General features: G+C 59.8%; 25 protein-coding genes. 13 read left to right on the top strand and 12 right to left on the bottom strand.

Annotated elements, in window-relative coordinates; translation table 11 throughout:
- Nucleotides 1-6 precede the first annotated feature (6 nt).
- Both ACI2KB_RS14050 and ACI2KB_RS14045 read right to left on the bottom strand, forming a co-directional pair.
- Nucleotides 7-630, bottom strand: coding sequence for a CDP-alcohol phosphatidyltransferase family protein (locus ACI2KB_RS14050; RefSeq protein WP_404635422.1), 624 nt, complete (start codon nt 628-630; stop codon nt 7-9).
- 398 nt (nt 631-1,028) lie between these two features.
- Entirely contained in the window at nt 1,029-1,292 is a 264-nt protein-coding gene (locus tag ACI2KB_RS14045) for an accessory factor UbiK family protein (protein WP_404635420.1), read from the bottom strand.
- 419 nt (nt 1,293-1,711) lie between these two features.
- On the opposite strand from ACI2KB_RS14045, the gene glnK reads away from it, so the two are divergent.
- The 4 genes from glnK to sutA all read left to right on the top strand — a co-directional run bounded on the left by glnK (nt 1,712) and on the right by sutA (nt 4,540).
- Entirely contained in the window at nt 1,712-2,050 is a 339-nt protein-coding gene (gene glnK, locus ACI2KB_RS14040) for a P-II family nitrogen regulator (protein ID WP_002555808.1), read from the top strand.
- A gap of 34 nt (nt 2,051-2,084) precedes the next feature.
- The gene (locus ACI2KB_RS14035; RefSeq protein WP_404635418.1) at nt 2,085-3,431 is read left to right on the top strand and encodes an ammonium transporter; all 1,347 of its coding nucleotides are present in this window, start codon (nt 2,085-2,087) and stop codon (nt 3,429-3,431) included.
- A gap of 251 nt (nt 3,432-3,682) precedes the next feature.
- Nucleotides 3,683-4,114, top strand: coding sequence for a secondary thiamine-phosphate synthase enzyme YjbQ (locus ACI2KB_RS14030; RefSeq protein ID WP_404635416.1), 432 nt, complete (start codon nt 3,683-3,685; stop codon nt 4,112-4,114).
- A gap of 93 nt (nt 4,115-4,207) precedes the next feature.
- On the top strand, nt 4,208-4,540 hold the full coding sequence (sutA, locus tag ACI2KB_RS14025; RefSeq protein WP_404635414.1) for a transcriptional regulator SutA: 333 nt from the start codon (nt 4,208-4,210) through the stop codon (nt 4,538-4,540).
- A 159-nt stretch (nt 4,541-4,699) separates the two neighbouring features.
- On the opposite strand, the gene ACI2KB_RS14020 is transcribed toward sutA, so the two are convergent.
- Genes ACI2KB_RS14020 through ACI2KB_RS13995 form a run of 6 tightly spaced genes read right to left on the bottom strand, consistent with a single transcriptional unit; the run spans nt 4,700 to nt 9,292 of the window.
- Nucleotides 4,700-5,395, bottom strand: a complete 696-nt coding sequence (locus tag ACI2KB_RS14020; protein ID WP_404635412.1) for an HAD family hydrolase — start codon at nt 5,393-5,395, stop codon at nt 4,700-4,702.
- Nucleotides 5,392-6,288, bottom strand: a complete 897-nt coding sequence (xerC, locus tag ACI2KB_RS14015) for a tyrosine recombinase XerC (RefSeq protein WP_404635411.1) — start codon at nt 6,286-6,288, stop codon at nt 5,392-5,394. Before xerC ends, ACI2KB_RS14020 begins: the two co-directional genes overlap by 4 nt.
- A gap of 2 nt (nt 6,289-6,290) precedes the next feature.
- Nucleotides 6,291-7,028, bottom strand: a complete 738-nt coding sequence (locus ACI2KB_RS14010) for a DUF484 family protein (protein WP_404635410.1) — start codon at nt 7,026-7,028, stop codon at nt 6,291-6,293.
- 13 nt (nt 7,029-7,041) lie between these two features.
- On the bottom strand, nt 7,042-7,872 hold the full coding sequence (dapF, locus tag ACI2KB_RS14005; RefSeq protein WP_404635409.1) for a diaminopimelate epimerase: 831 nt from the start codon (nt 7,870-7,872) through the stop codon (nt 7,042-7,044).
- A 4-nt stretch (nt 7,873-7,876) separates the two neighbouring features.
- Complete coding sequence (lysA, locus tag ACI2KB_RS14000; protein ID WP_404635408.1) at nt 7,877-9,124, bottom strand: diaminopimelate decarboxylase; 1,248 nt, start codon at nt 9,122-9,124, stop codon at nt 7,877-7,879.
- 9 nt (nt 9,125-9,133) lie between these two features.
- A complete protein-coding gene (locus ACI2KB_RS13995; protein WP_404635407.1) occupies nt 9,134-9,292 on the bottom strand; it encodes a lipoprotein in 159 nt (52 codons plus the stop codon).
- 238 nt (nt 9,293-9,530) lie between these two features.
- On the opposite strand from ACI2KB_RS13995, the gene cyaY reads away from it, so the two are divergent.
- Nucleotides 9,531-9,872, top strand: a complete 342-nt coding sequence (cyaY, locus tag ACI2KB_RS13990) for an iron donor protein CyaY (protein ID WP_404635405.1) — start codon at nt 9,531-9,533, stop codon at nt 9,870-9,872.
- Between the two features lie 2 nt (nt 9,873-9,874).
- Complete coding sequence (locus ACI2KB_RS13985; RefSeq protein ID WP_404635403.1) at nt 9,875-10,096, top strand: DUF1289 domain-containing protein; 222 nt, start codon at nt 9,875-9,877, stop codon at nt 10,094-10,096.
- Between the two features lie 132 nt (nt 10,097-10,228).
- On the opposite strand, the gene ACI2KB_RS13980 is transcribed toward ACI2KB_RS13985, so the two are convergent.
- The 3 genes from ACI2KB_RS13980 to ACI2KB_RS13970 form a co-directional block, all read right to left on the bottom strand.
- The gene (locus ACI2KB_RS13980; protein WP_404635401.1) at nt 10,229-13,078 is read right to left on the bottom strand and encodes a class I adenylate cyclase; all 2,850 of its coding nucleotides are present in this window, start codon (nt 13,076-13,078) and stop codon (nt 10,229-10,231) included.
- 192 nt (nt 13,079-13,270) lie between these two features.
- A complete protein-coding gene (locus tag ACI2KB_RS13975; RefSeq protein ID WP_404635399.1) occupies nt 13,271-13,519 on the bottom strand; it encodes a TIGR02647 family protein in 249 nt (82 codons plus the stop codon).
- A 362-nt stretch (nt 13,520-13,881) separates the two neighbouring features.
- A complete protein-coding gene (locus ACI2KB_RS13970) occupies nt 13,882-14,175 on the bottom strand; it encodes a hypothetical protein (protein WP_404635397.1) in 294 nt (97 codons plus the stop codon).
- Between the two features lie 181 nt (nt 14,176-14,356).
- Here ACI2KB_RS13970 and ACI2KB_RS13965 point away from each other — a divergent pair, with 181 nt between their 5' ends.
- Nucleotides 14,357-15,022, top strand: coding sequence for a glutathione S-transferase family protein (locus ACI2KB_RS13965; RefSeq protein WP_404635395.1), 666 nt, complete (start codon nt 14,357-14,359; stop codon nt 15,020-15,022).
- A gap of 109 nt (nt 15,023-15,131) precedes the next feature.
- Here ACI2KB_RS13965 and argH read toward each other — a convergent pair whose 3' ends face one another.
- The gene (gene argH / locus ACI2KB_RS13960; protein ID WP_404635393.1) at nt 15,132-16,526 is read right to left on the bottom strand and encodes an argininosuccinate lyase; all 1,395 of its coding nucleotides are present in this window, start codon (nt 16,524-16,526) and stop codon (nt 15,132-15,134) included.
- Between the two features lie 140 nt (nt 16,527-16,666).
- Here argH and ACI2KB_RS13955 point away from each other — a divergent pair, with 140 nt between their 5' ends.
- From ACI2KB_RS13955 to ACI2KB_RS13930, 6 genes are all read left to right on the top strand, one after another.
- Nucleotides 16,667-17,749: a sensor histidine kinase gene (locus ACI2KB_RS13955; RefSeq protein ID WP_404635702.1), complete on the top strand. Its 1,083-nt coding sequence runs from the start codon at nt 16,667-16,669 to the stop codon at nt 17,747-17,749.
- Nucleotides 17,746-18,492 (top strand): LytR/AlgR family response regulator transcription factor, encoded by a 747-nt coding sequence (locus ACI2KB_RS13950; protein ID WP_404635392.1) that lies wholly within the window; start codon nt 17,746-17,748, stop codon nt 18,490-18,492. The genes ACI2KB_RS13955 and ACI2KB_RS13950 overlap by 4 nt, the downstream gene beginning before the upstream one ends.
- Before the next feature lie 293 nt (nt 18,493-18,785).
- Nucleotides 18,786-19,727 carry a hydroxymethylbilane synthase gene (gene hemC, locus ACI2KB_RS13945; RefSeq protein ID WP_404635391.1) on the top strand — a complete coding sequence of 314 codons (942 nt, stop codon included), beginning with the start codon at nt 18,786-18,788 and terminating at the stop codon, nt 19,725-19,727.
- The gene (locus ACI2KB_RS13940; protein WP_404635389.1) at nt 19,724-20,500 is read left to right on the top strand and encodes a uroporphyrinogen-III synthase; all 777 of its coding nucleotides are present in this window, start codon (nt 19,724-19,726) and stop codon (nt 20,498-20,500) included. Before hemC ends, ACI2KB_RS13940 begins: the two co-directional genes overlap by 4 nt.
- A gap of 51 nt (nt 20,501-20,551) precedes the next feature.
- Nucleotides 20,552-21,694, top strand: a complete 1,143-nt coding sequence (locus ACI2KB_RS13935; RefSeq protein ID WP_404635387.1) for a uroporphyrinogen-III C-methyltransferase — start codon at nt 20,552-20,554, stop codon at nt 21,692-21,694.
- The gene (locus ACI2KB_RS13930; protein ID WP_404635385.1) at nt 21,691-22,938 is read left to right on the top strand and encodes a heme biosynthesis protein HemY; all 1,248 of its coding nucleotides are present in this window, start codon (nt 21,691-21,693) and stop codon (nt 22,936-22,938) included. Before ACI2KB_RS13935 ends, ACI2KB_RS13930 begins: the two co-directional genes overlap by 4 nt.
- Nucleotides 22,939-23,088 lie beyond the last annotated feature (150 nt).

Genomic DNA, 23,088 nt, shown 5'->3' with positions numbered 1-23,088 from the left:
ATATCCTCATTCAGTGTGGGAGTATTTTTTTGCTTCGTTGAGGCCCTGACGGACTCTGTTGATCAGGGTGAACAGCAAGAGGATGCAGGTGAGCGCCAGGAGCAGGTTGAGCCAGATTGTATCGAGCCATCCCAGAGCAATGCCGATAGCCGCGACACCAAACACGAAGGCTCTGTCACTTTTACCCATCGGCCCGTCGTAGCGGCGGCTGGCGCCGATCATTGGAGACATCGCGCCTGCGTACTCACAAAGCAAGGCGAGCAGAGTGGCCAGAAGCACCAGCGCCCAGCTCACGTCGGAAATAACCAGGAAGGGCAGGATCAACGCGCTATCGGCGATCACATCGCAGAGCTCGTTGAGATAGGCGCCAAGATCGGACTTTTGTTGGAATTCGCGGGCCAGCATGCCGTCGATTGCATTGAGCGCCATGCGTGCGAGCATCCATGCAGGTACGAGAAGAAAGATCCAGATATAAGTCGCCAGCAGTGCGATCAGTGTTCCAACCAACAAAGAGCCTCCAGCCGCCAACAAAGTGACCTGGTTGGCCGTAATGCCTCGGTCATACAAGCGTTGAACGCATGGCCGCAGGAAACGCTGGAATGCGGGTTTGAGCTGGTAAATCGAAGGCATCTAGTCGGATTCCGGTCTGGCGAGTAGCACCTGAAGAAGATGTCCGGCAGCCGAGCCTGGCAGGCGTTTATCAGCTAACTCCGTGCTCATCAACCAGTGATCAATAGGGTGCTCACTGGTGCGAACGCGTAATTAATTGATGCAGGCTTTACGGCCCTCTGAAGCAGGTGCAAGAACGGATACCGCGATGTGCGGACTGTCGTGAGGTGGGGAAATTACCAATTCAGACGGCAGAAAGATGTAGGACGGTTCTGAATATTAAATCTGGGGCGAAAAATCTCTGCGCCGCTAAGGAGGTGGTGCTCAGGGGTTATCGTGCGAGCTGTCGATATGTCCGGTGGTCGCGCACCCTCTTCGCCCATGTTCAATCCGGAGGCGAGGAGGGTGCTCCAAAATAATCACTCTTGGGATTTCTCCGCCAACCGCGTTTCCATCTCTGCCATCTTCGCCTCCAGTGCCTCAAGGCGGGCACGGGTGCGCGCCAGGACGACCATCTGGCTGTCGAATTCTTCGCGGCTGACCAGGTCCAGTTTGCTGAACCCACTTTGCAGCAGGGCCTTGAACTGGGTTTCGAATTCATTGCGCGGCAGTGGCGTCTCGCCGTTGAACAGGCGGGAGGCGTGGCCGCTCAGGGCGTCCAGAAAAGCTTTGGGTGCGAGCATGAGGGTCTTCCCGAATCAGATGGGCGGCAGTGTATCACGCAGCGTCTATAGTCATTTCACGCACCTTGGTTTGCACGGTTTTCGCGCATGAGGCGGTGCACGTGCGCACTGTTGTTGTGCGGGCGGATTGGATGATGGCGATCTGGCCCCTCGATACCGGGCACAAGGCGGCGTAATTCGCGGGTTTTCACGAAATGGCAAGGTTTCTGCTTAGTGGCATATGACCCATGCACTGATGCAGTCGCTGTGACGAATGCAGTGCGGCAGGCGGAGCGGGGAAGTGTTTCGTCAGAAGCGGTTTTCTGGAGTTGGTCAGGTCTGTTTCGGGCCATCGACGCGTTACAAAGCCAGACACTGCGCTTAGACTTGAGTCGGGTTTGTTTTCCTGGGGCAAGTCCACCAATTCGGGAGAAAGTTTCATGAAGCTAGTCACTGCCATCATCAAGCCGTTCAAGCTCGACGACGTACGCGAGTCGTTGTCCGAAATCGGCGTGCAGGGCATCACGGTAACTGAAGTCAAAGGCTTCGGACGTCAGAAAGGCCACACCGAGCTGTATCGCGGTGCGGAATACGTAGTCGACTTCCTTCCCAAGGTGAAGATCGATGTTGCGATTGACGACAAGGATCTGGACCGCGTTATCGAGGCGATAACCAAAGCGGCCAACACCGGCAAGATCGGTGACGGGAAGATCTTCGTGGTCAATCTGGAACAGGCTATTCGCATCCGTACCGGCGAAACCGATACCGACGCAATCTAAGCCGCCAACACCCAACGCCCCAGGAGTAAACAATATGACTCTGCGTCAAATCGCAGGGCTAGGAGCCCTGTTGTCCCTCGTAATCCCTGGCCTGGCCATGGCGGCGGACGAAGTGGTAGCCCCTGCAGCCCCGGTACTGAACTCAGGTGACACCGCCTGGATGCTGACTTCCACCGCTCTGGTGCTGTTCATGACCGTGCCGGGCCTGGCGCTGTTCTACGGCGGCATGGTGCGTTCCAAGAACGTGCTGTCGGTGATGATGCAATGCTTCGCCATCACTGGCCTGATCAGCATCCTGTGGTGCATCTACGGTTACAGCATGGCGTTCGACACCACTGGTATGGAAGCCAATGTCGTTAATTTCAACTCCTTCGTCGGCGGCCTGTCGAAGGCGTTCCTGGCAGGCATCACGCCTTCCAGCATTACCGGTGCGACCGCCCTGTTCCCAGAAGCGGTGTTCGTCACCTTCCAGATGACTTTCGCCATCATTACCCCGGCTCTGATCGTCGGCGCTTTCGCAGAACGCATGAAGTTCTCTGCGATGCTGATCTTCATGGCTATCTGGTTCACTCTGGTCTACGCGCCAATCGCGCACATGGTCTGGAGTGGTGTGGGTGGTCTGCTGTGGGATTGGGGCGTTCTCGACTTCGCAGGCGGCACCGTTGTTCACATCAACGCCGGTGTGGCTGGCCTGGTGGCGTGCCTGGTACTGGGCAAGCGTAAAGGTTTCCCGACCACCCCAATGGCGCCGCACAACCTGGGTTATACCCTGGTGGGCGCTGCGATGCTGTGGGTAGGCTGGTTTGGCTTCAACGCCGGTTCCGCTGCTGCGGCCAACGGCACTGCCGGTATGGCTATGCTGGTCACCCAGATCGCAACCGCTGCCGCTGCACTGGGCTGGATGTTCGCCGAGTGGCTGACCCACGGCAAACCAAGCGCACTGGGCATCGCCTCGGGTGTGGTTGCCGGTCTGGTTGCCATCACCCCTGCGGCCGGTACTGTCGGCCCAATGGGCGGCCTGATCATCGGTCTGGCGGCGGGCGTGGTCTGCTTCTTCTGCGCCACCAGCCTGAAACGCAAACTGGGCTACGACGACTCCCTGGACGCCTTCGGCGTGCACGGTATCGGCGGTATCCTGGGCGCGATCCTGACGGGCGTCTTCGCTGCACCTTCGCTGGGCGGCTTCGGCACCGTGACTGACATCGCAGCTCAAGTCTGGATTCAGTGCAAAGGCGTTGGCTTCACGATCATCTACACCGCGATCGTAACCTTCATCATCCTCAAGGTGCTGGACGCAGTGATGGGGCTGCGTGTCACCGAGGAAGAAGAAGCCGTGGGCCTGGACCTTGCGCAGCACAACGAGCGTGGCTACAACTTGTAATCACGGCTGTTGAGAAAAAATGCCCGGATTTCCGGGCATTTTTTTGTCTGGCGTTTGTCGATAGGCAGAGCGACCAGCCAGTGACGTGAAGATGCAATCCAGATCCTGTTCAATGCGAGGTCCGAGCCGATTCGGCAAGGATTGAGGCGGTCTGCGCGGGAAGGTTCGAGGCTTACAATAAACGTCACTCATTACCCGCTTTGCTTTTTTTTCTAGCGCGTTAGAATGCGCGCCGAAGGGCGGAGAACTGTATGTGGCAACAGACCAGAATCACCCTGCGGGCAAGGCCCCGCGGATTTCATCTGGTGACCGACGAGATCGTCGCAGGGCTTCCCGGACTGCGTGATTGCCGAGTCGGCCTGTTGCATTTGTGGCTGCAGCATACCTCGGCGTCGTTGACCATTAACGAGAATGCCGACCCGGCAGTGCGACGTGACTTCGAACGTTTCTTCAATCACCTGATCCCACAAGGACGCAGCGATTATGAACACGATGATGAAGGCCCGGACGACCTGCCAGCGCACTTCAAAGCCAGCTTGCTGGGCTGTCAGCTGCTCATTCCGGTCACGGGCGGACGGTTGGCGATGGGAACCTGGCAAGGTGTCTATTTAGGAGAGCATCGCGATTCAGGCGGTGCGCGTAAAGTCCTCGCAACCCTTCAGGGAGAGGGGCACGACCGCTGATTGTCGGCGGTAGTTGAATTTTTTCCGGCTGTCTTAGAAATTAAGCGCAGCTGGGCTATAACTAATCTGCTTTCGCAAGTCATGAGGTAGAACATGAGCGACGACGACATCGATAACGAAAGTCTTGACGACGATCTGGAAGGTGAGGACGAGGGTGAGGAGCTTGCGGCTGCTCCTGAAGACGACGGCGCGGAAATAGACGACAGTTCCGATGCCCCGGCGACTCCCGCCAAAGGTAAAGCCAAGGCTGCGGTCTCGGTCGATGAACTGCCCAGCGTTGAAGCCAAGAACAAAGAGCGTGATGCTCTGGCTCGTGCGATGGAAGAGTTCCTGGCCCGTGGTGGCAAGATCCAGGAAGTGGAGGCCAATGTGGTCGCCGATCCGCCAAAGAAGCCTGACAACAAGTACGGTAGCCGCCCTATCTGAAGGCGTCTGATCCCTGCTGAAAAAAGCCCGCTGTCGCTGCGGGCTTTTTTTTGGCTTTGGTTTTTTAATTTTGGGTTTTGGCTTGGAATTCTTACTCTGATGCCCTGCTGGCGAATAGGCCTGAAAGGCATCAATGTAGCGATCTAAAGCCAAACGCCCTCACCCCCACCGCGCCAACACCTCAGGCAACTGCGTCAGACTATTGATCTCGGCATCCGGCAATATGTCCGCCTCCCACGCCTTGCCGCTCGGGTTGTACCAGATCGCCCGCAAGCCCGCCTGCTGGGCGCCTGCAATGTCGTCGCCTGGATGATCACCCACATGAACGGCATGAGCGGCTTGGGCCTTGCCGCGCTTCAGGGCTTCGAGGAAAGGCGCAGGATCGGGCTTGCCGATGCCCAGATCCTCCGCACACAGCGCAAAGGCGAAATAGTCTGCCAGACCCAGGCGGCGGACATCCGCGTTGCCGTTGGTCACGACGCCCAAGGTGTAAGACTTGGTGAGGATTTCCAGCGTTGGCACCACTTCCGGGAAGATATCAAGCTGATGGCGCCCCCTCAGGAACACTTCGAAACTTTGTTCCGCCAGATCCTGCGCTTCGCTGTGGCTGTAGCCTGCATCTTCCAGCGCGTGAAACAGTACCCGGCGACGCAGTGCACTGATCCGGTGCTTGAAACTCGGATCGGCCTCGACCAGGCGCGCGCGGATTTCCCACAAGTGCTCCACCGGCACCGGGCCCAGTTTTGGCGCATTGGCACCCAGCCAGTCGCGCAACATAGCCTCTGCGCTGACGATAGCGGGTGCGGTTTCCCACAGGGTGTCGTCCAGGTCGAAGGTGATCAGCTTGATGCTCATTCAGAAGAATCCTTGCGTTTGGCCCGAGGATGAGCGCTGTCGTACACGTTCGACAGGTGCTGGAAATCCAGGTGGGTGTAAATCTGAGTCGTGGTGATGTCGGCGTGGCCAAGCAGTTCTTGCACGCCACGCAAGTCCTGGGATGATTCGAGCAGATGGCTGGCGAACGAGTGCCGCAGCATGTGCGGGTGCAGGTTCTGGCCCAGTTCGCGTTCGCCAGCGACCTTGACCCGAACCTGGATCGCGCGCGGCCCCAAACGTCGGCCTTGTTGGCTGACAAACACCGCATCATCCTGAGGGTTGGCCAGTGCGCGTTGTTTTAACCACGCCGCCAGCGCTTCACGGGCTTTTCGGCCGACCGGAAGCACGCGAGTCTTATTGCCCTTGCCGAGCACTTGAACCAGACCGTCTGCGAGGTCAAGTTGCTCACAGTTAAGCCCGGTCAGCTCTGATAACCGCAAGCCCGACGAATAAAACAGTTCGAGAATCGCGTGATCGCGGCGCGCGAGAAACTCGTCCTCAACGCCCCCTTCCAGCAATTGCAGCGCGCGGTCTGCATCCAGCGTTTTCGGCAGCCGACGCTCACCTTTCGGCGGCGACAGGCCATTGGCAGGATCGTGCTCACAGATCCCTTCGCGATTGAGATACTGGTAGAAACCGCGCACGGCAGACAACAGTCTCGCGATGCTGCGAGAGGACTGGCCTTGATGGTGGAGTTGAGCGACAAGGGTGCGCATGGCGGCCGGGTCCAGCGCTTTCCAGTCGGTGATGCGCTGTTTGTCACAAAAGCCCATCACGCGACTCAAATCCCGACGATAAGCCTCCAGCGTGTGGCTCGACACTTGGCGCTCGCTGCGCAGGTGTGTGCAGTAAGCGTCCAGTTGCCGTTCCATGGCTAGCGCACCGAGCGCAAGGCGTTGGTGAAGCGCGGCAGCAGGCGGCTCAGCACGTCGGCGATGTAGGTCAGGAACAGCGTGCCCACCGAGCTTTTGTAGTGCTGCGGGTCGCGGCTGCCGATGGCGAGCACGCCATGCAAGCCCAGATGATTCAGCGCGACGATGGCGGTGGAACCGACCTCTTTGCTTTGATCGGCACCGAACAGAAACTCCAGTTCGTGCTCGCGCAGAGCGCCACACACGGTCTTACCGCCGGACAGCAGGCTGCCGATGGCTTTCTGTGCTTCTGCGCTGCTGACCCAGCGGCCGACGGTCATCGGGTTGTCGCTGAACAGGATCAGGCTCACGAACGGCACCTGAAAGTCCTGACGCAGACTGTCTTCCACCGCCATGACGATTTCTTCAAGGCTGGTGGCGTCCATCAGCGCAAGGATCAGGCGACGGGTTTTCTCGAAAAGTCGGTCGTTGTCACGCGCCACATCCATCAATTGAGAGAGGCGGTGACGCATCTCGATGTTGCGCTCGCGCAGCAACTTCAACTGGCGCTCGACCAGAGAAACGGTGTCGCCGCGCTGATGAGGAATGCGCATCGCGGCGAGCAGTTCATCGTGCTCGGCAAAGAAGTCCGGGTGTTTGTGCAGCCAGGCCGCGACAGCCTCGGCTTCAAGCGCAGGCACTGTCTGATCGGCGAAGGTCTCGCCGGGCGTGTCGATTGAAGTCTGAGGCTTGTCGGTCATTGCATGCTCTCACTCATAGACGAACTTGGCCTTCATAGACCCTGACGGCCGGGCCGGTCATCAACACCGGATGACCAGGCCCCGCCCACTCGATGGACAGGCGTCCGCCTGGCAGATCGATCAGCAGTGGCGAATCCATCCAGCCTTGACTGATGGCCGCAACCGCCGCCGCACACGCGCCCGTGCCGCAGGCCTGGGTTTCCCCGGCGCCGCGCTCCCAAACGCGCAGTTGGGCGCGCTGACGGTCGACGACATGCAGAAAACCCACGTTCACTCGAGCCGGAAAGCGAGGATGATGCTCGATCTTCGGGCCGAGGCTGTGAACGGGGGCGTTATTGATGTCGTAGACCCGCAGGACGGCGTGAGGGTTGCCCATCGACACCGCCGCCAGCTCGACGCTTTCGCCGTCGACGTCCAGCGTGTAGCTGGTCGCCTGTTGCGGCGCATCGAAGGGGATATCGGCCGGGGCCAGACGCGGCGCACCCATGTCGACGCTGATCTGCCCATCGCTACGGATGTCCAGTTCGATGATGCCGCTTTTGGTTTCGACGCGGATCAGCTTCTTGGCCGTCAGGCGCTTGTCCAGCACGAAGCGGGCAAAGCAGCGCGCGCCATTGCCGCACTGCTCGACCTCGGAGCCGTCGGAGTTGAAGATTCGGTAGCGGAAGTCCACGTCCGGATTGTTCGGCGCTTCGACCAGTAGCAGTTGATCGAAACCGATACCGGTGTGCCGATCGCCCCATTGTTTGGCGTGCTTGGGCAAAATGTGCGCGTGCTGGCTCACGAGGTCCAGCACCATGAAGTCATTGCCCAGGCCGTGCATCTTGGTAAAACGCAGCAGCATGGGATTACTCCGGCAACAGGCTTTCGCCAGCGAACAGCTCTGTCAGGGTTTCACGACGGCGTACTTCGAATGCCTGATCGCCGTCGACCAACACTTCAGCGGTACGGCCGCGCGTGTTGTAGTTCGAGCTCATGACGAAGCCATAGGCACCGGCCGAATGCACGGTCAGCAGATCGCCCTCGGCCAGCGCCAGCTCGCGCTCTTTGGCCAGGAAGTCGCCGGTTTCGCAGATCGGGCCAACGATGTCGTAGGTACGCGCCGCGCCATCGCGAGGCTGAACGGCTTTGACGTCCATCCACGCCTGATACAGCGCCGGACGGATCAGGTCGTTCATCGCTGCGTCGACGATGGCGAAATCCTTGTGCTCGGTGTGCTTGAGATACTCGACGCGGGTCAGCAGCACGCCTGCGTTGGCGACGATGAAACGGCCCGGTTCGAACATCAATGCCAGATCGCGGCCTTCAATGCGTTCGCGCACGGCCTTGATGTAATCGCCTGCCAGTGGCGGTTCTTCATCGCGATAACGCACGCCCAAACCACCGCCCAGGTCCAGATGACGCAGTTGAATGCCGCAGTCGCTCAGGCGATCGACCAGATCCAGCAGGCGGTCCAGCGCATCGACGAAAGGCGACAGCGTGGTCAGTTGCGAACCGATGTGGCAATCGACGCCGATCACTTCCAGGTTTGGCAGTTGCGAGGCGCGGACATAGACGTCTTCGGCGTCAGCGATGGCGATGCCGAACTTGTTCTCTTTCAAACCGGTGGAAATGTACGGGTGCGTGCCTGCATCGACGTCCGGGTTCACGCGCAGGGAAACCGGGGCGCGAACGCCCATTTCGGCGGCCACGACCTGCAGGCGCTCCAGTTCGTCGGTGGATTCGACGTTGAAGCAATGGACACCGACTTCAAGCGCACGGCGCATGTCGTCGCGAGTCTTGCCGACACCGGAGAACACGATCTTGTCAGCCTGACCGCCAGCGGCCAGCACCCGCTCAAGCTCGCCACGGGAAACGATGTCGAAACCGGCGCCCAGACGCGCCAGGACATTGAGTACACCCAGGTTCGAGTTGGCTTTGACGGCGAAACAGACCAGATGCGGCATGCCGTTCAAGGCGTCGGCGTAGGCGCGGTATTGTGCTTCGATGTGGGCTCGGGAGTAGACATAGGTCGGCGTGCCGAAACGTTCGGCAATGGCAGACAATGCCACTCCTTCCGCGAACAGTTCACCGTCGCGGTAGTTGAAGGCGTCCATGGTCAGTCCCTAGTAGGTCGAGTGCTTGTGCGAGTGCGAAGAGTTGTCCGCGCCAGGGGCATTGGACGTTTCGCCGTCCGGCAGGTACAGCGGACCTTTCTGACCGCAGGCAGAGACCAGGCACGCAACAGCGAGGAGCGCGGCCAGGGAGGAAATCAGGCGCTTCATGGCGAAATCCTTTGTATAAGCATTAATTGCGCCCGAGTATACCGACCACCCGACAGATTGCCTATGCGCCACGGCTCCCGTCCGGCGGGGCTTTGACGCGGGCACCCGGGAGGCGAGGGATTGGCGGGCGTTTTTTGGCGCGGCAATCTGCAAATGGGCGGGTAAGCTTTGCAATTGGGCGCAAGCGACCGTATCTTGCGTCGCTGCGCCATCCGCAGACACTTTCGAGGTTCCCGCAATGAGTTTGACCGAAGCCCGCTTTCATGACCTGGTCGATGCTACTCAAGAAAAACTTGAGGATATCTTCGACGAGAGCGACCTGGATCTGGACCTTGAGAGTTCGGCCGGTGTGCTGACCGTGAAATTCGAAAACGGCACTCAGTTCATTTTCAGCCGTCAGGAGCCGCTGCGTCAGTTGTGGCTGGCGGCGGTCGCTGGTGGTTTCCACTTCGATTACGACGAAGAGGAAAAGCGCTGGGTGTGCGACAAGACCGAAGAGCTGCTGGGCGAGATGCTAACGCGTCTGGCGAACACCCAGGCAGGCGTTGAGGTCGATTTCGACGCGGTTGACGGCAACTGATCGTGACCACCAGCGCTGCCCCTGTCAGACCGCCGAAGCCGCTGTACAGCAACGTCAGCCCGGCGGTGCCATCGCCGTGCATCAGTGTGTGCAGGCTCGATGAGCAGAAAGTTTGTACAGGATGTTTCCGCCATGTCGAAGACATCCGCGAGTGGCGGGCTGCGACGGATGAGCGTCGGCGGGAGATCGTGCGGCAGGCGGATCAACGCCGGGCTCCACGCTGACTTTACGGTTCGCCGGGACCTTGTGGGAGCCGCCTTGGTGGCGAATGCGGCGTGTCAGGCGCCATCAATGAACATGACCCACCGTTTTCGCCACCAAGGCGGCTCCCACAGGTCGGTGTTCACAATGACGGCTCAAGCCTCCTCCATCGCCTCATTCAGCGACTTCTCCAGCTCGGCCTTGTAGCGCAGGAACAGAATCGTCTCGCCCCGCGTATCCGCCAGAATGCCCGACAGATCAAGATCCGTGATGTAGCACCGATAGCGCTGCGGTTCGCGACGCTGGTCGAGAATCTGACGAGCAACGACGCTAAACAGTTGCTCGCCGAACTCCAGCTCCGAAAACTCCATCCCGTCGCAGTACAGCGTGACGTTGACCTGCCCTGGCGATGCTTCTTCGACAATGGCTTGTACGTCATAGAAGGGTTTGTCGGTTGACATCACTGGGCCGAGCCGTTGCTCGATCCGCCTCGCGCGGCCGGCGCCGTCTGGCGTGATGCGGTAATATAGGGTTTCCAGCGTCGAGGGTTCAAGCGGGTTGTCCAACGGCAGCAACGCGCCGCGTCGGAACATCAACGATTGCAGGAAACGTTGCAGTGGCACCAGCAAACTCGGCTCGTCGTGATAGGGCAGGCGCTGATGCCAAAGGGCGTTGTGTTCGTCGAGCACATAGATATCGGCGTTTGGCTCGTTGATCCGATAGAACACCTGAATGCATTCGGGCTGGCCATGAGGAATGATCAGCGACAGATCACTGTCGTCCAGCGCCTGTGGGTCGAGATGAATCGGGCTGTAGGTCTGTAGTTCCTCGCCCAGATACTCGTAAAGCGCGGGCAGGTTATCCAGTACGACGTGACTCACTTGGCCGGGCGTCATTTCCAGAACGTGGTAGCGATACTGGACCTGTATCAGATAGCGATGATTCAACTGTCGGGACAGCAACAATTGCGCCGTATTCACCAGCTCCTCGACCCGCTGGGCAATTGCGGGCGCTCGGTTGTGGCAGAAGCAGCGCACGTGAATGACGGGTTTGGGCGACGTTTGCGGCAGGTTGTTCAGCAGTTCGGTCAGGCAATCGAACAGCGCATTCGGACCATCGAAGCGATTGACCAGCACTTCGTTCCAGCTATTGAGCGTGATCTGGTCGAAGGTCAGTACCAGATTTTCCCGGACCCCGGCATAACTCAAGGAGTCGGTGCGCTCGGTCGTCATCAGGATGTTCAGGTCCTTGTGGTGCTTGAGCGGGTCGACGCCGACGTTCACTAGCAGCAAGATCTCGCTGGGCACACTCGGACGTAGCAGCGCTTCGTCAGACACCATCCCGAGTGGCATCGGGATGGTCTGTTGCAGCGCGCCTTGCAGATTGAACAGTTCGAATTCGGTGAGATCGCTGGTGCCGGGATGCAGGGCCAGCCGCGTGCTGCTGTCGATCACGTTGTTGCGATGGCACCAGGCAAGCAACTCCAGCAGTTCGCGGCTACGTTTGATCGGCGCGAAGGATTCCCACTCATGCACGCCGAGGTTGCCGTTATACAGGCCCCACTGGTATTTGCCGGGTTCGCGTTTATTGGGGGATTGCACCAGTGTCAGCGTGTCTTCGGCCAGGTCCGGGGCGATGCCCGGATTGACGAACTCGACCTTGCCCGCCTTGCGCTCAAAGGCCGCATAGAGACGACGCCCCAGCAGGTTGAGGTCGCGCTTGTTGATCGAGTTGACGGTGTTTTGCGTGCGCGCGAACTGGGTCAAAAAGCGATAGCTGAAGTTGAGTTCACTGACCAGTGCGCGGCGTTCGCTGGCGACTTGTCGCACTTTCCATTGGCTGCGGCTGTCGAGCAGTGCCAACTGGCGCTCGTCCCATTTCCACTCCTTGGCCAGCCGCTCAAGCAACAGGCGCTGCCAACTGGTTGCCCGTTGCCGAGGTGAGCCGGTCAACTTCTTGTTCACTTTGAGGTACAGGCTGCGGCGAACGAGTTCCAGCCGCTCAGGTTCGCCCCGCGCCAGCAAATATTCCTCGATGCGGCGATACACCATCATGTAGGGGTCGAGTTCGTCGAGGTCCACACGGCTGGCGAAGACCTCTTTCTTCATGCGCATGCTCAGGCACTGCACTTGCGGATGCTCGCTGGCATACGCCTCGGTCAGCAGCAGCTTGAGCACGGACTTGTAAGGCGATTCGATACCCTTGAACAACTGCCAGAGCCCGGCCCCGATGAACTCTCCCGGAGGGATGTGGGACATGTTGCCCAGATCGAGCACCTCGTCTTCACGGATGAAGCGCTTGGACAGCAGCGTGTGGGTGTACTCGGCGTAGCGAGCCTCTTCGTAGACCGGCACCAGCCACCAGATCGGCGTGCGACCGGCCAGCCAGATCGCCGTGCGGTAAAACTCGTCGAGCAGCAAATAGTGCTGCGTCGTGCCGCAATCTTCGCCGCTGAGTTGGGCATCGCGCTCGCCCAGCACGAAACGCTCGGGGTCGATCAGGAAGAAATGCGCTTCGGCGCCCATCGTCGCCGCCCAGGTCTCCAGCGCCTGGCACTTTTTGCGTAATTCGTTGACCTCGTCGGGCGACAGGTGGGTGTCGTGGCAGATCCACACGTCCATGTCGCTGTTATCGGCCTGAGCCAGCGTGCCCAGGCTGCCCATCAGAAAAATGCCGTGAATGGGCTGAGGCGGATTGCCGCGACGGGGTTTGTAGGAGAAAGACCGGGTCAGCCGCTGAGCTTCGGCCAGGGCCTGAGCGTCGGGTTCGTAGTGGGAAACCCCGGCTGGTGTAGCGCCTGATACATAACCTGGCAGCAGAGGATGGTTGACGTGAAAAAACAGTGGCAGCAACGCCAGTACCGACTGCTGACGCGTGGACAGCCCCTCATTGGCGCGACTCAGCCGCCCTTCGTTGAGGGTGAGAAAACGGTTGCGCAACTGGCTGAGGACCTTGCGGTCGATGCCCTCATCCAGATCGGGGCGGATCTCGAAACTACGAATCATCGCGACTCAAAGCCGACGGACGGCACTGCTGGGGTGGCGAGCAAGGCGACAGGCAAGAAGGTTCAGCGGTCGTGAGGCGGCTTTGTCTTTTTTCTGGCGCCAGAATTTTATCGGCGCAGCATCTTATAAATGAAGGGTTCGCGAAACCTTTATTTCAAGGGGGTTGAACAAAGGTCTCGCGACGCGACGGCCTCAGGCCGCTTCCTGTTGGGTGGACAAAATGATCAGCAACGATTGGGCGTGTTCGGCTGCATCCAGTCCCAGGCTGGTCAAGTAGCCGCCGTCGACCTGAGTCGTCAGGCCTTTGTCGAAAAGTCGTTGGGCCGCGGCAACGGCGGCGGGGGCCGCAATGTGGTGGACCTTCAGGCCCTCTTGAGTGTTGCGCAGGTTGTAAAGCGACAGGATTTCCAGTTCGGCAACCAATTCAGGGGTGAACGACATAGGTGCTCCAGACTTGTTCTAATGGATGACACGGCGATGGAATCGCAGACAGGACGGCCCCGTAGATCAAGCGGCAGCGGGGCATCTGGAGTGTAGTAAGCGTCTGGAGTTTTTGCAGGAAGTATCTGGCCGGTCGTCAGGTCAGACACAGCAACTTTAACTGACGCACCGCTTTCGCCACCAAGGCGGCTCCCACAAGGATAGCGTCGGAATCAAATTTTTGTTCTCGACGCTGGAACTGTGGGAGCCGGCTTGCTGGCGAAGACCATAGACCAGTCAGCATCGTCAGTCAGTCGGACACAGAGCGTTTGCATCCCACCATAGAATCTCCCGCAGGCCCAGTAAGCCTGTGGCGGAGAGTGTCACTCCTCGTCATCCAGCTCCACACCCGGCGGCAGCTCCGGCAAGGCGCGCAGGGCCTTTTCGTACCATTCGGTGTTGAACGGGCGATCTTCTTCAAGGATGCCGTCGATTTCCACCGCCAGCACGTGAGCCATCATATTGAGGATGTCGTCACGCTCGTAACCGACCAGAGTCAGTTTGTTGAACGTGGCCTTTGCGGCAGGCGGGTTGTCGCTTTCGATCTGGTTTTCGATGGCTTGAATCAAGGTCGATTCAGCAAATGCTTCATCGTCATTGTCGATCTGGTCGCTCATGGCAGACTCCTCGGGAAAGTCGCAGTTTACCTTCAATTGAGGGGCGCGTAATTCTGCATGCACATGACCCGCATCAACGACCCTGCAATGGCGAGCTGCTAGCGTGATAGCCGCTCTGCGTAAGGCCCTTGTGCCGGGCCGAGCGGCAATGATCGCCCAAAGAGGCCAAGGAGGCCTGTCAATGTTCAAGCTCTACGGATTCGCTTCGAGTAACTACTTCAACATGGTCAAGCTGGCGTTGCTGGAGAAGCAATTGCCGTTTGACGTCGTGTCGATGCACGGCTGTCAGAATCCTGAAACGCTGGCCGTCAGTGCTCGCGGCAAGATCCCTGTTCTGGAAACCGAAGCAGGTTTCATCAGCGAAACCGACGTCATTCTGCGCTATCTGGAGGATGTGCACCCCCAGATTTCATTACTGCCTGCTGATCCGTTTCGGCGAGCGCAAGTCTGGACGCTGGTCAAGGAAATCGAACTGTACATCGAGTTGCCCGCGCGGCTCTGCTATGTGGAGGTGCTGTTTGGCGGGCGCGCGACACCCGAGGCGCTCAAGGCAAAAGCCCGAAGGGATTTGATCAAGGGTTTTGCGGCGCTGGCGCGCAGAGGGCACTTTGCACCTTATGTGGCGGGGTCGACGTTCACGCTGGCCGACATCTATTTCATGTACACCGTGGATCTGGCGCAGCAGGTGGGCGAGCGATTGTTCGGATTGAATCTGCTCGATGAGGTGAAGGGGGCGAGGGCATTGCTGGAGCGGCTTAACGAGCGCGATAGTGCACGTGTTGTCGCCGTAGAGCGGGAGGCCGACTTTCCCGTGTTTCTGGCGAGGGTGAAGCCGGTCGCAGTCTAGCGAGCAACGCCTTGTAGGAGCGCGCTTGCCCGCGATTGCGGTATGCCTGTGACGAAATTGCTATCTGGCACAACCCTATCGCGGGCAAGCGCGCTGCTACAGTCCGCGCTTAGCGGCTGGCGAGCAACTGCTTGCCACGTCCGACAGCCGCCTTGACCTGAGCTGGGGCGGTCCCGCCAATGTGGTTCCGAGCGTTGACCGAGCCTTCGAGCGTCAGCACGGCGAACACGTCCTGTTCGATCTGATCACTGAACTGGCGCAGCTTTTCCAGCGACATTTCAGCCAGGTCCTTACCGGTTTCCACGCCGTACTTCACGGCATGACCGACGATCTCGTGGCAGTCACGGAATGGCAGGCCACGGCGAACCAGATAGTCGGCCAGGTCGGTGGCAGTAGAGAAACCGCGCAGCGCCGCTTCACGCATGATCGCGTGCTTCGGTTTGATCGCCGGGATCATGTCGGCGAACGCACGCAGCGAATCGCGCAGGGTGTCGGCGGCGTCGAACAGCGGCTCTTTGTCTTCCTGGTTGTCCTTGTTGTAGGCCAGTGGCTGGCCTTTCATCAGGGTCAACAGGCCCATCAGGGCGCCGAACACGCGGCCGCTTTTGCCACGCACCAGCTCCGGCACGTCCGGGTTTTTCTTTTGCGGCATGATCGAGCTGCCGGTGCAGAAGCGGTCCGGCAGATCGATGAACTGAAATTGTGCGCTGGTCCACAGGACCAACTCTTCGGAGAAGCGCGACAGGTGCATCATTGCCACGCTGGCCGCCGAGCAGAATTCGATGGCGAAGTCGCGGTCGGAGACGCTGTCCAACGAGTTGCCGCCCACGGCTTCGAAGCCCAGCAACTGGCAGGTCAGTTCGCGGTCGATCGGGTAGGTCGTGCCCGCCAGCGCAGCGCTGCCCAGCGGCATGCGGTTGGTGCGTTTGCGGCAGTCGACCAGGCGCTCGTAGTCGCGGCTGAGCATTTCGAACCACGCCAGCATGTGGTGCCCGAAGGTCACCGGCTGTGCAGTTTGCAGGTGGGTGAAGCCTGGCATGATGGTCTCGGCTTCACGCTCGGCCAGGCTCAGCAGGCCTTCTTGCAGGCGTGTGATCTCCGCGAGGATCAGGTCGATTTCATCACGCAGCCACAGGCGAATGTCGGTCGCGACCTGGTCATTGCGGCTGCGTCCGGTGTGCAGCTTTTTGCCCGTGATGCCGATGCGGTCGGTCAGACGCGCTTCGATGTTCATGTGCACGTCTTCCAGGTCCACGCGCCAGTCGAACGAGCCTGCCTCGATCTCGCCCTGAATGGTTTTCAGGCCGTCGATGATGGTGTCACGCTCGGCATCGGTCAGTACGCCCACTTTGGCCAGCATCGTGGCATGGGCGATGGAACCCATGATGTCATGGCGGTAAAGGCGTTGGTCGAAAGTGACGGATGCGGTGAAGCGTGCGACGAAGGCGTCGACGGGTTCACTGAAGCGGCCGCCCCAGGACTGGTTGGTCTTGTCGGTGCTCATGGATTCGCTCGCTGCTCTGCTGTTGACTGTACGAATGGAGATGTGGCCGATTTTAAAAGGCGCGGGCGATGATAACAGGATTGCCGGTTTTTTATGCCGGACAGCTTGCCCGCGCGGGGATGAGCGCAGAGACTGATCGTATGCAAAAAGAGCGCAACCCGCCGAGCCAGAGCGCCTCGCCCGGCAAAGAATTCTTCCTCCCGGAACTGTGTCTGCCTCAGGCGCTGCTGGTCTTGGTCGTGCTCGCGGAACTGTTGGTGCTGGTTCTGGTGCTGGTCGAACCGATGTACCCCGAATTCGACTGGGTGCGGCTGGCGCTGATTTCGCTCTTCGTGCAATGGATCGTGCTGCTGTCGGCGGGTCTGCTGTGCGGCCTGCGCCCCTGGCTGGCACGGCTGAGGCCGGGCATTGCAGGCGCGGCGGGTTGTTTGTTGGTAGTGGCGGTGACGCTGATGTGTACGGCGGTCACGGATTACTGCCAACTGACGGGAGCGACTTCGCTCGACGGGGTGGTTGAACGCTATGTTCGCTATTCGTTGATTGCTCTCATCATGTCGGCGCTGATGTTGCGCTACTTTTATCTGCAGAGTCAGTGGCGCAAACAGCAACAGGCAGAATTGCGAGCGCGGATCGAGTCATTGCAGGCACGCATCCGGCCGCACTTTCTGTTCAATACCCTCAACAGCATCGCGAGCCTTGTGACCAGCGACCCGGTCAAGGCCGAGCAGGCGGTGCTGGATTTGTCGGACCTGTTTCGCGCCAGCCTGGGCAAGCCCGGCAGCCTGACCACATGGCGCGAAGAGTTGGAATTGGCCAAACGATATCTGTCGATTGAGCAATATCGGCTCGGCGAGCGTCTACAGTTGGACTGGGACGTCAGTGCAATTCCCGACGACTTGCCGATTCCCCAGCTAACCTTGCAGCCATTACTTGAGAACGCGTTGATCTACGGTATCGCGCCCCGCGTTGAAGGCGGCGTGGTCAGAGTCGAGGCGGACTACGAACGGGGAGTATTCATATTGCGTGTCAGTAATCCCTACGACGAAGTCGCCCGGCGGCAGACTTCAAGCGGCACTCAGCAGGCCTTGGCAAATATCGGCGCCCGCATCACGGCACTTTTTGGCCCTCTCGCGAGTCTGAGCGTGGAACGCCGTGACGGTCGTCACTTCACCTGTCTACGCTATCCTTGTGCGAGACTCACGCAGGAAGCCAGTGCAATATGAATGTCCTGATCGTTGATGACGAACCCCTAGCCCGTGATCGCCTGAGCCGTCTGGTCGGCGACCTCGAGGGTTATCGGGTCCTTGAACCCAGCGCCACCAATGGCGAAGAAGCCTTGACGCTGATCGATAGTCTGAAACCCGATGTGGTGTTGCTCGACATCCGCATGCCGGGTCTGGACGGGCTGCAAGTGGCAGCCAAATTATGTGAACGCGACACCCCGCCTGCGGTGGTGTTCTGCACTGCCCATGACGAGTTCGCGCTGGAGGCTTTCCAGGTCAGCGCCGTGGGTTACCTGGTCAAACCGGTGCGTCCGGAAAATCTGCTGGAAGCACTGAAGAAGGCCGAGCGACCCAATCGCGTGCAACTGGCAGCCATGACGCGTCCTGCGGCCGAAAGCGGCAATGGCCCACGTACCCACATCAGCGCCCGCACCCGCAAGGGCATCGAGCTGATTCCACTGGATCATGTGATCTATTTCATTGCCGACCACAAATACGTGACGCTGCGCCACGAAGATGGCGAGGTGTTGCTCGATGAACCATTGAAGGCGTTGGAAGACGAATTCGGTGACCGCTTCGTGCGTATCCACCGCAACGCGCTGGTGGCTCGCGATCGTATCGAACGCTTGCAGCGCACGCCGCTGGGGCATTTTCAGTTGTTCCTGAAAGGCTTGAATGGCGACGCACTGATCGTTAGCCGCAGGCACGTGGCAGGTGTACGCAAGATGATGCAGCAGTTATAGCCAAGGACTCTTGGATTGCGCCTGGCTTTGTGGGAGCCGGCTTGCTGGCGAACGCGAACGATCAGTCAGGTTAATTGCAACTGACCCACCGCTTTCGCCAGCAAGCCGGCTCCCACAGATGCTGCGTCCAACCGCAGACATTCGGTGCACCACCTGATACAGCGATCGGAAGCGACACACCACCGCATGGCATTGCCCGGACGATTTGAGATCATGAGGCGTCGCAGACAGTCATCGGCCCGATTGGGCCGAGCTGTTATCATTCGCCGCATTCACTCAGTACGGATCGATCCATGTCTTCTCGCGAAATCCGCATCGCTACCCGCAAAAGTGCTCTGGCACTCTGGCAGGCCGAATACGTCAAGGCTCGTCTGGAGCAGGCGCATCCGGGCCTCATCGTGACGCTGGTGCCGATGGTCAGTCGCGGCGACAAGCTGCTCGACTCGCCGCTGTCGAAAATCGGCGGCAAGGGCCTGTTCGTCAAAGAGCTGGAAACCGCGCTGCTGGAGAACGAAGCGGATATCGCCGTGCACTCGATGAAAGACGTGCCGATGGACTTTCCGCAAGGCCTGGGCCTGTTCTGCATTTGCGAGCGTGAAGACCCGCGTGATGCCTTCGTCTCGAACACCTTCGCCAGCCTCGATGATCTGCCTGCGGGTAGCATCGTCGGCACGTCCAGCCTGCGCCGTCAGGCTCAGTTGCTGGCCTATCGTCCCGACCTGAAAATCCATTTCCTGCGCGGTAACGTCAACACGCGCCTGGCCAAGCTGGATGCCGGTGAATACGATGCCATCATCCTCGCGGCGGCCGGTTTGATTCGTCTGGGCTTCGAAGACCGCATCACCTCGGCGATCAGCATCGAAGACAGCCTCCCGGCAGGTGGCCAGGGCGCGGTCGGCATCGAGTGCCGCAGCGTCGATGTGGAGCTGCACGCTTTGTTGGCGCCTTTGCATCACGCCGAAACGGCTGTGCGCGTAACGGCCGAGCGAGCCTTGAACAAGCACTTGAACGGCGGCTGTCAGGTCCCGATTGCTTGCTACGCAGTGTTGGAGAACGATCAGCTCTGGCTGCGCGGTCTGGTCGGTGATCCTGCCGGAAGCCTGCTGCTGCGTGCCGAAGCTCGTGCGCCTCAGGCCGATGCACAGGCACTGGGTGTGCAAGTGGCCGAGGCGCTGCTGGGGCAGGGCGCTGCGGCGATTCTCAAGGCGGTCTATGGCGAGGCGGACGAGGCGTGAATGGATGGCGTCTGCTGATCACGCGCCCGGCTGAAGAGTCGCAGGCGCTCGCCGAGACGCTGGCGCAAGAAGGCATATTCAGCGCCAGCCTGCCGCTTCTGGACATCGAGCCGCTGCCGGTCTCGGAAGAAACCCGCGCGATCATTTACAACCTCGCGACATACTGTGCCGTGATCGTCGTCAGCAAACCGGCAGCCCGGTTGGGGCTGGAGAGGGTCGATGAAATCTGGCCGCAGCCGCCCATGCAGCACTGGTTCACGGTCGGTGCTGCCACTGCGCAGATTCTCGATGACTACAACTTGCGCGTCTTCTTCCCCGAGCACGGCGACGACAGCGAAGCGCTGCTCGATATGCCCCAACTTCACACCACGCTTTCTTCGGTTTACGACCCCAAGGTCCTGATCATGCGGGGCGAAGACGGGCGCGAATGGTTGGCCGAGCGCTTGCGCGAACGGGGTGTTAGTGTCGATTATCTGCCGCTGTACCGCCGCAAGCTCCCGCAATACCCGGCATTCGCCTTGCCCGATACCGTGCAGGCGGAACGCTTGAACGGGCTGGTGGTCAGCAGTGGACAAGGTTTTCAACATCTGCGAGAGCTGGCGGGCGACAGCTGGCCTGAGTTGTCGCGGATGCCGTTATTCGTACCGAGCCCTCGGGTCGCTGAACTGGCACGTGAGGCCGGGGCTCAGACCGTAGTGGACTGCCGTGGCGCCAGCGCTGCGGCCTTGCTGGCAGCGCTGCGGGACTATCCTGCACCTGCCTCTCAGGCGTAATGATCGACCCGTCGGATTACGCGATCACGCCCAAATGCAAAGGATGGATACGTGAGCGAAACAGTCTTGCCAAAAGATGACGCAGAACCGGTATTGGCCAAACCTGAGCCGTTGCCGGAACCCGCGCAAAAAGAACCTTCCAATCGCCGCTCCGGAACGGGTCTGGCCGTACTGGCCTTGCTGCTCGGGGCTGCGGGCGTCGCCGTCGGTGGCTGGAGTGTGTGGCAACTGCGGGCCATTCAGACCGGTCATCAGCAGCAGGCCGGACAGCTGCAGGACATCGGCGCACAAACTCAGGCCCTCAAGCAGGGCGAGCAGCAACTGGCAGCCCGTCTGGCCACCTTGCCACCTGCCGAGGAGCTGGAGGACCGTCGTCGGCTCGTGACTCAGTTGCAGGGCGATCAGCAACGACTGAGCCAGCGTGTGGAGACCGTACTCGGTGCCAGCCGCAAGGACTGGCGTCTGGCCGAGGCCGAGCATTTGTTGCGTCTGGCGAGCCTGCGTTTGTCCGCGTTGCAGGACATTAACAGCGCTCAGGCGCTGGTTCAGGGGGCTGACGAAATTCTGCGCGAACAGAACGACCCTGGCGCCTACGCCGCTCGCGAGCAACTGGCCAAAAGCATGGCTGCGTTGCGCAGCGTCGATCAGCCGGACCGCACGGGCCTGTTCCTGCAACTGGCTGCACTGCGTGATCAAGCCATTCAGTTGAATTCCCTTGCCCCGGAATACAAGGACAAAGGCGAGTCACTGTTTGGTCTCACCGACGGTTCCGAAGACAGCTACTGGGCGACGTGGTGGGACAAGATTTCCCGGTACATCCGCATCGACTTCCACGCCGACAAGAACATTCGCCCGTTGCTGGCGGGACAAAGTCTGACTCAGGTTCGCCTGGCATTGAGCCTTGCGCTGGAACAGGCCCAGTGGGCTGCGCTCAATGGCGAGCAACAGGTCTACGGCACAGCTGTGGCTGAGGCGCGTAGCGTGCTGAATGCCAATTTCAATCAGGACAACCCGCAGAGCAAAGTCATTGGCGAACGTCTGGACGAACTGGCCAAGCAGCCGGTTTCGGTTCTGACGCCTGACCTGGCCCAGAGCCTCAGCGCGGTGCAGGCTTACCTTGAGCAGCGTCACACACCCGTAGGCGGCGCGCTGGAGCAACCGGCTGAAGGGGCGAAGCCTGGGAGCAAACCATGAAGCGGGCGTATGTGATCGTCTTCATCCTGATCGTCGTGGCGGCCTGTGTTGGACTGGCCATTTCCCGTCACGCAGGCTACGTCCTGATCGCGTATGACACCTTCCGTTATGAGTCCAGCCTGTGGGCGGCATTGGCCTTGCTGGTGGTCATTGGTTTGGTGGTCTGGCTGTTGCGAGGGCTGATCCGGCTGCTGACGACCTCGGGGGGCGTGGTCAACCCATGGTCGCGCCGCAACCGCAGTCGTCGTGTGCAGGTGGCCATCGAGCAGGGCCAGCTGGACCTTGCTGAAGGTCGCTGGGCCAGCGCGCAAAAGCACCTGCATCGCGCAGCCGAAGCTGAGCGTCAGCCATTGCTCTATTACCTCGGTGCCGCACGTGCTGCGAACGAGCAAGGTCGTTACGAAGACAGCGACAATTTGCTGGAACGTGCACTTGAACGTCAGCCTCAGGCTGAGCTGGCCATTGCGCTCAATCACGCGCAACTGCAGCTTGATCGTGGTGACAGCGACGGCGCGTTGACGACGTTGCAGGCGATGCATGATCGCCATCCGCACAATCCACAGATCTTGCGCCAGTTGCAGCGACTGTATCGGCAGCGCGGTGAGTGGTCCGATCTGATTCGCCTGATGCCGGAACTGCGCAAGGATAAAGTTCTGCCTGCGCAAGAACTGGCCGAGCTGGAAAAACGTGCCTGGGGCGAAAACCTCTCGTTGGCGGCTTATCGGGATTCGGAGAGCGAATCGGGCGCTGCAGGGCTGCCCGCGCTGGAGAAGGCCTGGCAGCAACTGACGTCTGCGCAGCGTCAGGAGCCTGCGTTGATTCTGGCGTATGCGGAGCAGTTGCGCCGCCACGGTGCCGATGTGCAGGCAGAGGAAGTGCTGCGCAACGCCCAAAAGCGTGAATACAGCAGCCATCTGGCACGATTGTACGGGCTGGTACGTGGCAGTGATCCGGCCAAGCAGCTGCAAACGGCTGAAAATTGGCTCAAGCAGCATTCCGATGACCCGGGCCTGCTGTTGACGCTAGGTCGCTTGAGCCTGCAAAGCAGCTTGTGGGGCAAGGCTCGCGACTATCTGGAGGCAAGCTTGAACCTCCAGCGCAATCCTGAAGCGTGCGCCGAGCTTGCGCGTCTGCTGGGTCAATTGGGTGAGACGGACCGTAGCAACCAATTGTTTCAGGAGGGGTTGGGCCTGCTGGATGAGCGTTTACTCGCTCGCCCGCTCCCGACTCTGGCTCGCGTTTAGCGCCGGTATTCATATGCACAAAAGGCCCGGAATGAGGGCCTTTTTTGTGATCGTTTCGCCAATTCCTGTAGGGCTTTTCCTAATGCTTCGAAGGCTATTTTCTTGCTTGTCGAGAAATGAGAGTAAATTCCCGTATGCGTAGTTGATAGA

It is taken from the genome of Pseudomonas sp. NPDC088444 (assembly GCF_044900175.1).
Classification (GTDB): Bacteria; Pseudomonadota; Gammaproteobacteria; order Pseudomonadales; family Pseudomonadaceae; genus Aquipseudomonas.
The sequence above is the reverse complement of the archived record's forward strand: the minus strand, read 5'-3'. Positions and strand labels throughout refer to the sequence as shown.

Bases quoted from the DNA above. Each gene is read 5' to 3' on its own strand.
- ACI2KB_RS14050 (WP_404635422.1), bottom strand. From the start codon at position 630: ATGCCTTCGATTTACCAGCTCAAACCCGCATTCCAGCGTTTCCTGCGG.
- ACI2KB_RS14045 (WP_404635420.1), bottom strand. From the start codon at position 1,292: ATGCTCGCACCCAAAGCTTTTCTGGACGCCCTGAGCGGCCACGCCTCC.
- glnK (WP_002555808.1), top strand. From the start codon at position 1,712: ATGAAGCTAGTCACTGCCATCATCAAGCCGTTCAAGCTCGACGACGTA.
- ACI2KB_RS14035 (WP_404635418.1), top strand. From the start codon at position 2,085: ATGACTCTGCGTCAAATCGCAGGGCTAGGAGCCCTGTTGTCCCTCGTA.
- ACI2KB_RS14030 (WP_404635416.1), top strand. From the start codon at position 3,683: ATGTGGCAACAGACCAGAATCACCCTGCGGGCAAGGCCCCGCGGATTT.
- sutA (WP_404635414.1), top strand. From the start codon at position 4,208: ATGAGCGACGACGACATCGATAACGAAAGTCTTGACGACGATCTGGAA.
- ACI2KB_RS14020 (WP_404635412.1), bottom strand. From the start codon at position 5,395: ATGAGCATCAAGCTGATCACCTTCGACCTGGACGACACCCTGTGGGAA.
- xerC (WP_404635411.1), bottom strand. From the start codon at position 6,288: ATGGAACGGCAACTGGACGCTTACTGCACACACCTGCGCAGCGAGCGC.
- ACI2KB_RS14010 (WP_404635410.1), bottom strand. From the start codon at position 7,028: ATGACCGACAAGCCTCAGACTTCAATCGACACGCCCGGCGAGACCTTC.
- dapF (WP_404635409.1), bottom strand. From the start codon at position 7,872: ATGCTGCTGCGTTTTACCAAGATGCACGGCCTGGGCAATGACTTCATG.
- lysA (WP_404635408.1), bottom strand. From the start codon at position 9,124: ATGGACGCCTTCAACTACCGCGACGGTGAACTGTTCGCGGAAGGAGTG.
- ACI2KB_RS13995 (WP_404635407.1), bottom strand. From the start codon at position 9,292: ATGAAGCGCCTGATTTCCTCCCTGGCCGCGCTCCTCGCTGTTGCGTGC.
- cyaY (WP_404635405.1), top strand. From the start codon at position 9,531: ATGAGTTTGACCGAAGCCCGCTTTCATGACCTGGTCGATGCTACTCAA.
- ACI2KB_RS13980 (WP_404635401.1), bottom strand. From the start codon at position 13,078: ATGATTCGTAGTTTCGAGATCCGCCCCGATCTGGATGAGGGCATCGAC.
- ACI2KB_RS13975 (WP_404635399.1), bottom strand. From the start codon at position 13,519: ATGTCGTTCACCCCTGAATTGGTTGCCGAACTGGAAATCCTGTCGCTT.
- ACI2KB_RS13970 (WP_404635397.1), bottom strand. From the start codon at position 14,175: ATGAGCGACCAGATCGACAATGACGATGAAGCATTTGCTGAATCGACC.
- ACI2KB_RS13965 (WP_404635395.1), top strand. From the start codon at position 14,357: ATGTTCAAGCTCTACGGATTCGCTTCGAGTAACTACTTCAACATGGTC.
- argH (WP_404635393.1), bottom strand. From the start codon at position 16,526: ATGAGCACCGACAAGACCAACCAGTCCTGGGGCGGCCGCTTCAGTGAA.
- ACI2KB_RS13955 (WP_404635702.1), top strand. From the start codon at position 16,667: ATGCAAAAAGAGCGCAACCCGCCGAGCCAGAGCGCCTCGCCCGGCAAA.
- ACI2KB_RS13950 (WP_404635392.1), top strand. From the start codon at position 17,746: ATGAATGTCCTGATCGTTGATGACGAACCCCTAGCCCGTGATCGCCTG.
- hemC (WP_404635391.1), top strand. From the start codon at position 18,786: ATGTCTTCTCGCGAAATCCGCATCGCTACCCGCAAAAGTGCTCTGGCA.
- ACI2KB_RS13930 (WP_404635385.1), top strand. From the start codon at position 21,691: ATGAAGCGGGCGTATGTGATCGTCTTCATCCTGATCGTCGTGGCGGCC.